6 protein-coding genes are annotated in these 6207 nt (G+C 60.4%); 5 read left to right on the forward strand and 1 reads right to left on the reverse strand.

The window, feature by feature from the left end; genetic code table 11:
• Positions 1–347 precede the first annotated feature (347 nt).
• A complete protein-coding gene (gene betT, locus RGM2987_RS00675; protein WP_245138197.1) occupies positions 348–2309 on the forward strand; it encodes a choline transporter BetT in 1962 nt (653 codons plus the stop codon).
• Between the two features lie 134 nt (positions 2310–2443).
• Here betT and RGM2987_RS00680 read toward each other — a convergent pair whose 3' ends face one another.
• Positions 2444–3184: an SDR family oxidoreductase gene (locus tag RGM2987_RS00680; RefSeq protein WP_245138193.1), complete on the reverse strand. Its 741-nt coding sequence runs from the start codon at positions 3182–3184 to the stop codon at positions 2444–2446.
• Between the two features lie 123 nt (positions 3185–3307).
• On the opposite strand from RGM2987_RS00680, the gene RGM2987_RS00685 reads away from it, so the two are divergent.
• The 4 genes from RGM2987_RS00685 to mgrA all read left to right on the forward strand — a co-directional run bounded on the left by RGM2987_RS00685 (position 3308) and on the right by mgrA (position 6090).
• Positions 3308–4198: a LysR family transcriptional regulator gene (locus tag RGM2987_RS00685; RefSeq protein WP_245138194.1), complete on the forward strand. Its 891-nt coding sequence runs from the start codon at positions 3308–3310 to the stop codon at positions 4196–4198.
• Positions 4199–4325: 127 nt separating this feature from the next.
• Positions 4326–4496, forward strand: a complete 171-nt coding sequence (locus RGM2987_RS00690) for a type II toxin-antitoxin system HicA family toxin (RefSeq protein WP_245138195.1) — start codon at positions 4326–4328, stop codon at positions 4494–4496.
• A 92-nt stretch (positions 4497–4588) separates the two neighbouring features.
• On the forward strand, positions 4589–4990 hold the full coding sequence (locus RGM2987_RS00695) for a type II toxin-antitoxin system HicB family antitoxin (protein ID WP_245138198.1): 402 nt from the start codon (positions 4589–4591) through the stop codon (positions 4988–4990).
• Between the two features lie 62 nt (positions 4991–5052).
• The gene (gene mgrA / locus RGM2987_RS00700) at positions 5053–6090 is read left to right on the forward strand and encodes an L-glyceraldehyde 3-phosphate reductase (RefSeq protein WP_245138196.1); all 1038 of its coding nucleotides are present in this window, start codon (positions 5053–5055) and stop codon (positions 6088–6090) included.
• Positions 6091–6207 lie beyond the last annotated feature (117 nt).

Here is a 6207-nt window from a genome sequence, read left to right on the forward strand (position 1 = left end):
CATTCAACATGGATGTTAACTGGAAGCCAGTCTTCGCGAGCAAGCCCGCTCCCACAGGTCTTGTGTACATCAGGCATACACTGGAGCTACTGAACGAATACGCCTCAGGCAGCGTCATACCCTCCCATGGACTAGTGTAGGAAACGTGCCGTCGAGCCCTGCGATTAGTCCTTAGCTACCTAAGTATGTTTAACTTGAACGTTCATTCAAGTTAAACCGCCGGTTTGCTGCCCGCTCACAACAGGAGGCTTGCCTTTGCCGAGTCCGTATTCGACCGCCACGTTCTCGCTTGCCGGGGTGCCTTGCGCATGAGTGCCTCGTCCCTTCCATCCAGCGGCCTGGTCCGCATGAATCCGCCGGTGTTTTACTTCGCCGCGACCTTCATCCTGCTGTTCGGCCTGGTGGTGATCAGCATGCCCGAGCAGGCCGGTGCCTGGCTGCTGGCGGCGCAGAACTGGGCGGCCAACACGGTCGGTTGGTACTACATGCTGGCGATGACGCTGTACCTGGTCTTCGTGGTGGTCACCGCCTTGTCCGGCTACGGCAAGATCAAGCTCGGTGCCGACCACGACGAGCCCGAATTCAGCTATCTGTCCTGGGCCGGGATGTTGTTCGCCGCCGGGATCAGCATCACCCTGTTTTTCTTCTGCGTTTCCGAGCCGCTGACCCATATGGTGCAGCCGCCCCAGGGCGAGGCCGGGACCGCGCAGGCCGCGCGCCAGGCCATGCAGATCCTGTTTCTGCACTGGGGCCTGCACGGCTGGGGCGTGTTCGCGTTCGTCGGCATGGCCCTGGCGTACTTCGCTTATCGGCACAACCTGCCGCTGGCCCTGCGCTCGGCGTTGTACCCGTTGATCGGCAAGCGCATCAACGGTCCCATCGGCTATGCGGTAGACGGCTTCGGCATCATTGCCACCGTGTTTGGTCTCGGCGCGGATATGGGGTTTGGCGTGTTGCACCTCAATTCCGGCCTCGATTACCTGTTCGGCGTCGCCCACACCCAATGGATTCAAGTCGGCCTGATCGTGTTGATGATGGGCGCGGCCATCATCGTGGCGGTGGCGGGCGTGGACAAGGGCGTGCGCGTCATGTCCGACATCAACATGCTGCTGGCCTGCGCGCTGCTGCTATTCGTACTGTTTGCCGGGCCTACCCAGCATCTGCTCAACACGTTGATCCAGAACCTGGGCGATTACCTTGGCGCCCTGCCGATGAAGAGTTTCGACTTGTACGCCTACAACAAACCCAGCGACTGGCTGGGTGGCTGGACGGTGTTCTATTGGGCCTGGTGGATTGCCTGGTCACCGTTCGTGGGGCTGTTCATCGCGCGGATTTCCCGAGGGCGCACCATCCGCGAGTTCGTGTTTGGCGTGCTGCTGATTCCCCTGGGTTTCACCCTGGCCTGGATGTCGATTTTCGGCAACAGCGCCATCGATCAGGTACTGAACCATGGCATGAGCGCGCTGGGGATGTCGGCCCTGGAAAACCCGTCGATGAGCCTGTACCTGCTGTTGGAAACCTACCCCTGGAGCAAGACCGTCATCGCGGTCACCGTATTCATCAGCTTCGTGTTTTTCGTCACGTCTGCCGACTCCGGCACGGTGGTGCTTTCAACGCTCTCGGCCAAGGGCGGCAACCCCGATGAAGACGGGCCGAAATGGCTGCGGGTGTTCTGGGGTGCGATGACCGCTCTGGTCACTAGCGCGCTGCTGTTTTCCGGCAGCATCGATGCCCTGAAGTCGGCGGTGGTGCTGACCTCCCTGCCGTTCTCGCTGATCCTGTTGTTGATGATGTGGGGCCTGCACAAGGCGTTCTACCTGGAGTCGCAGAAACAGATCGCGCAATTGCATTCACTGGCGCCGGTGTCCGGTTCGCGCCGGGGCACGGGCGGCTGGCGCCAGCGCTTGAGCCAGGCGGTGCATTTCCCGTCCCGCGACGAGGTGTACCGCTTCCTCGACACCACGGTGCGCCCGGCCATTGAAGAGGTGAAGGCGGTGTTCGCCGAGAAGGGCCTGGCGGTGATCACCCAGCCAGACCCGGCCAGCGACAGCGTCAGCCTGGAGATCGGTCACGGCGAGCAGCACCCTTTCATCTACCAAGTGCAGATGCGCGGTTACTTCACACCGTCGTTTGCCCGTGGCGGCATGGGTTCCAAGGAACTCAACAACCGCCGTTATTACCGGGCCGAGGTGCATTTGAGCGAGGGTAGCCAGGATTACGATCTGGTGGGCTACACCAAGGAACAGGTGATCAACGACATCCTCGACCAGTACGAGCGGCACATGCAGTTCCTGCATCTGGTGCGTTGACCAACGTCCGGCGTTCCATCTGCCACCGTGCCGATCCCATCGCGAGCAGGCTCGCTCCCACAAGGGCATCACTTGACCCTGTGGGAGCGAGCCTGCTCGCGATGGCGGTTTGGTTGGCAATAGAGCACAACGCCTCAGACCAACCCGCCATTGGCCCGCAGGATCTGCCCATTCACCCAGCCGGCAGCCGGGCTCACCAGGAAGGAGATGATGCTGGCGATGTCCTGCGGCTGGCCGAGGCGCTCCAGGGGCGGCATCTTTGCGTACTGCTGGATCTGCTCCTCACTCTTGCCGTGGGTGAACAGCTCGGTGGCGACCGGACCTGGGGCCACGGCATTTACCGTGATCTGGCGCCCGCGCAGCTCCTTGGCGAATACCTGGGTCAGGGATTCCACCGCGGCCTTGCTGGCGATGTACACCGAATAGCCCGGCAGGTTCAGACCCACGGTGCTGCTGGAAAAATTCACGATCCGGCCACCGTCGTTCAAGCGGGTTGCGGCTTCGCGCAGGGTGTTGAAGGTGCCGCGGGTGTTGATGGCAAAGGTCTGGTCGAACAGCTCGTCGCTGTGCTGCGCCAGAGGCATGACCTGCAGGATGCCGGCGTTGTTGATCAGCACGTCGACCGTGCCCAGTTGCGTTTCGACCTCCTCGAACATCCGCCGCACATCGGCGGCGGACGCCACGTCGGCCTTGACCGCTATGGCCTGGTGACCGGCCTGGCGCAGCTGTACCACCAACTTCGAGGCTTCGCTGGCGCTGTTGGCGTAGTTGATGGCAACGGCATAGCCTTCTCCGGCCAGGTGCCGGGCGATTTCGGCACCGATACCGCGAGAAGCACCGGTGACAATGGCAACTTTTGATTTTTGGGGCGTCATGGCTGGGTTCCTTCGCAGGGAAATGGTAGGTGAAGTCAGATTCACATGTTTACTCTCAGCGATAAATGCCCGAGAGTTGCCTTGACTGTTCACGATTCACCAACAATCCGGGCGCGAACTGCAATGGATCAAGTCAAGGCAATGAAGGCGTTCGTGCGCATCTACGAGCGCAACAGTTTTACCCAGGCCGCCGAAGACCTGAACCTGCCCCGCGCCACGCTGACCCACACCCTCAACCAGTTCGAAGCCTGGCTCGGGGTTCGCCTGCTGGAGCGTAGCACCCGCAAAGTGCGCCCGACCCTTGATGGGGAGGCCTATTACCCGCGCTGTGTACAACTGCTGGCCGAACTCGAAGAAGCCGAACTGGCGTTCCGCAGCGTCGCGCCCAAGGGCCGGCTGCGGGTGGACATGCATGGCACCCTGGCCCGGCATTTCGTGATCCCGGCATTGCCGGACTTCATGGCGCGTTATCCGGACATCGAGCTGTCCATCAGCGAGGCTGACCGGTTCGTCGATTTGATCGGTGAAGGGGTCGACTGCGTCTTGCGCGCCGGCACCTTGAAGGACTCGTCGCTGATCGGCCGGCGTGTCGCCAGCCTGCGGCAGATCACCTGCGCCAGCCCTGCCTACCTGCGCCAATACGGCGAACCGAAGAGCCTCGATGACCTGGCCAACCATCGGGCGGTGAACTACGTCTCGCGCGTCACCGCAAAGCTCTATCCATTCCAATTCATGGTCGACGGCGAACTCAGGGAAGTCGCCATCGACGGCGCATTGTCAGTATTTGGCGCCGAAATCTACGCCGCCTCGGCCATCGCCGGACTGGGCCTGATCCAATGCCCGCATTACCGGATGCAAACCCAGATCCAGCAGGGCCTGATCCAGGAAATCCTCACCGCCACGCCACCGCCCGACATGCCGATCTCGGTGCTCTATCCCCATAATCGCCATCTGTCGCCGAGGGTCCGGGTGTTTGTGGATTGGTTGGCGCAAGTGTTTGCCCAAGTGCGCTAACGACAGGTCGTAGCGGTGTATTCGCTGAAGAGTTGAGCTAATATTTTTCATGATGTGTATTGTGTGTATCAGCGGTGCCTTTCGCAGCTAGAGTTTTCCGGCAGAGCTGGCGAATAAGGCAAAGGTGATGATGATCAGGAAGATCGAAGAGGACGGTTGGTATCTGGTAGCGGTGAAGGGTAGCCATCATCAGTACAAACATTCTTTCAAGGTGGGAAGTGTGACGATCAAACACCCCGACTCTGACCTGCCGAGAGGCACGATCAATAGCATATTGAAACAGGCGGGCCTGAAATGAGGCCTATGATCGATGACGTCATCCCCGGCGGGGATACATTGTTATCAGACCGGCTGATACCGCTGCCGGATCTGGAGGAAGGATTCATCCAAATGAAATTTCCGGTCGTTCTGCATAAGGATGCCGATTCTGAATACGGGGTGACGGTCCCGGATGTGCCAGGGTGTTTTTCTGCCGGCGGCACCGTGGCGCAAGCTTTCGAGAATGTGAAAGAAGCACTCTCCCTGCACTACGAGGGTTTGGTGGCTGATGGCGAGCCGCTGCCGAAGATCCATGAGATTGACGATCACCTTGAGAACCCGGATTACGCGGGTGGGATCTGGGCAGTGGTGGAATTTGACGTCACGCCGTATTTCGGAAAATCGGTACGGTTCAATGCGACACTACCTGAGCAGTTGCTGGAGCGCATTGATCAGACCGTACGACGTGATCAGCGCTACCGCTCGCGCTCAGGTTTTCTTGCGGCAGCAGCCTTGCGCGAACTTTCAGCCTGACCCAGGCGTCTGTGAAATGTTAGCGTCTGCCATCCGCGTCCGTCCGAACTGAGAGTTTTTCGATGACTTATACCGCTGCCGAAAACCGCTACGAGTCCATTCCTTATCGCCGCGTCGGTCGTAGCGGGCTGGTGCTGCCGGCGTTGTCGCTGGGGTTGTGGCACAACTTCGGTGACAGCACGCCGATCGATACCCAGCGCGCCTTGCTGCGCACGGCGTTCGACCTGGGGATCAACCACTTTGACCTGGCGAACAACTATGGCCCGCCCTACGGCAGTGCCGAGATCAATTTCGGTCGGTTGCTGCGCGAGGATTTCAAGCAGTACCGCGATGAGCTGATCATTTCCAGCAAGGCCGGGTGGGACATGTGGCCGGGGCCTTATGGGCAGGGCGGTGGTTCGCGCAAGTACGTGCTCGCCAGTCTCGACCAGAGCTTGCAGCGCCTGGGTCTGGATTATGTGGACATCTTTTATTCCCACCGCTTCGACCCTGACACGCCGCTGGAGGAAACCGCCAGTGCACTGGCAACGGCCGTGCAGCAGGGCAAGGCGTTGTACGTGGGCATTTCTTCCTATTCCGGCGTGAAGACGCGGGAAATGGCCGCGCTGCTGAAGGAGTGGAAAGTCCCGTTGCTGATTCACCAGCCGGCCTACAACCTGCTCAATCGCTGGGTGGAAAAAGACCTGCTGGACGCCACCGAGGAACTGGGCACCGGGGTGATCGCCTTTACGCCCCTGGCCCAAGGCCTGCTCACTGACAAATACCTCAAGGGCATTCCGGAAGATGCACGGGTCAATCGTCCAGGAGGTGGCTCGTTGCAGGCGTCGCACCTGTCGCAAAGCAACATTGACCATGTGCGAGCCCTCAATGAGATCGCCCAACAGCGCGGGCAAAGCCTGGCGCAGATGGCCCTGGCCTGGACCCTGCGCGACCCGCGGATCACCTCGGCGCTGATTGGTGCCAGCCGTCCGGAGCAGATCATCGAGAACGTCGGCGCGTTGAAGAACCTGGATTTCAGCGCGCAGGAGCTGGCGCAGATCGATCGGTTCGCCCAGGAAGGCGGGATCAACCTCTGGGAGAAGCCTTCGTTGGCGGAATAACGAGCGAAAGACAAACTGTGGCGAGGGAGCTTGCTGTGGCGAGGGAGCTTGCTCCCGCTGGACTGCGAAGCAGGCCCTAGAACTTTGCCAGATGCGGGTTTTTGAATCGTCCGGAAG

It is taken from the genome of Pseudomonas sp. RGM2987 (assembly GCF_022952855.1).
Taxonomy (GTDB): Bacteria; Pseudomonadota; Gammaproteobacteria; order Pseudomonadales; family Pseudomonadaceae; genus Aquipseudomonas.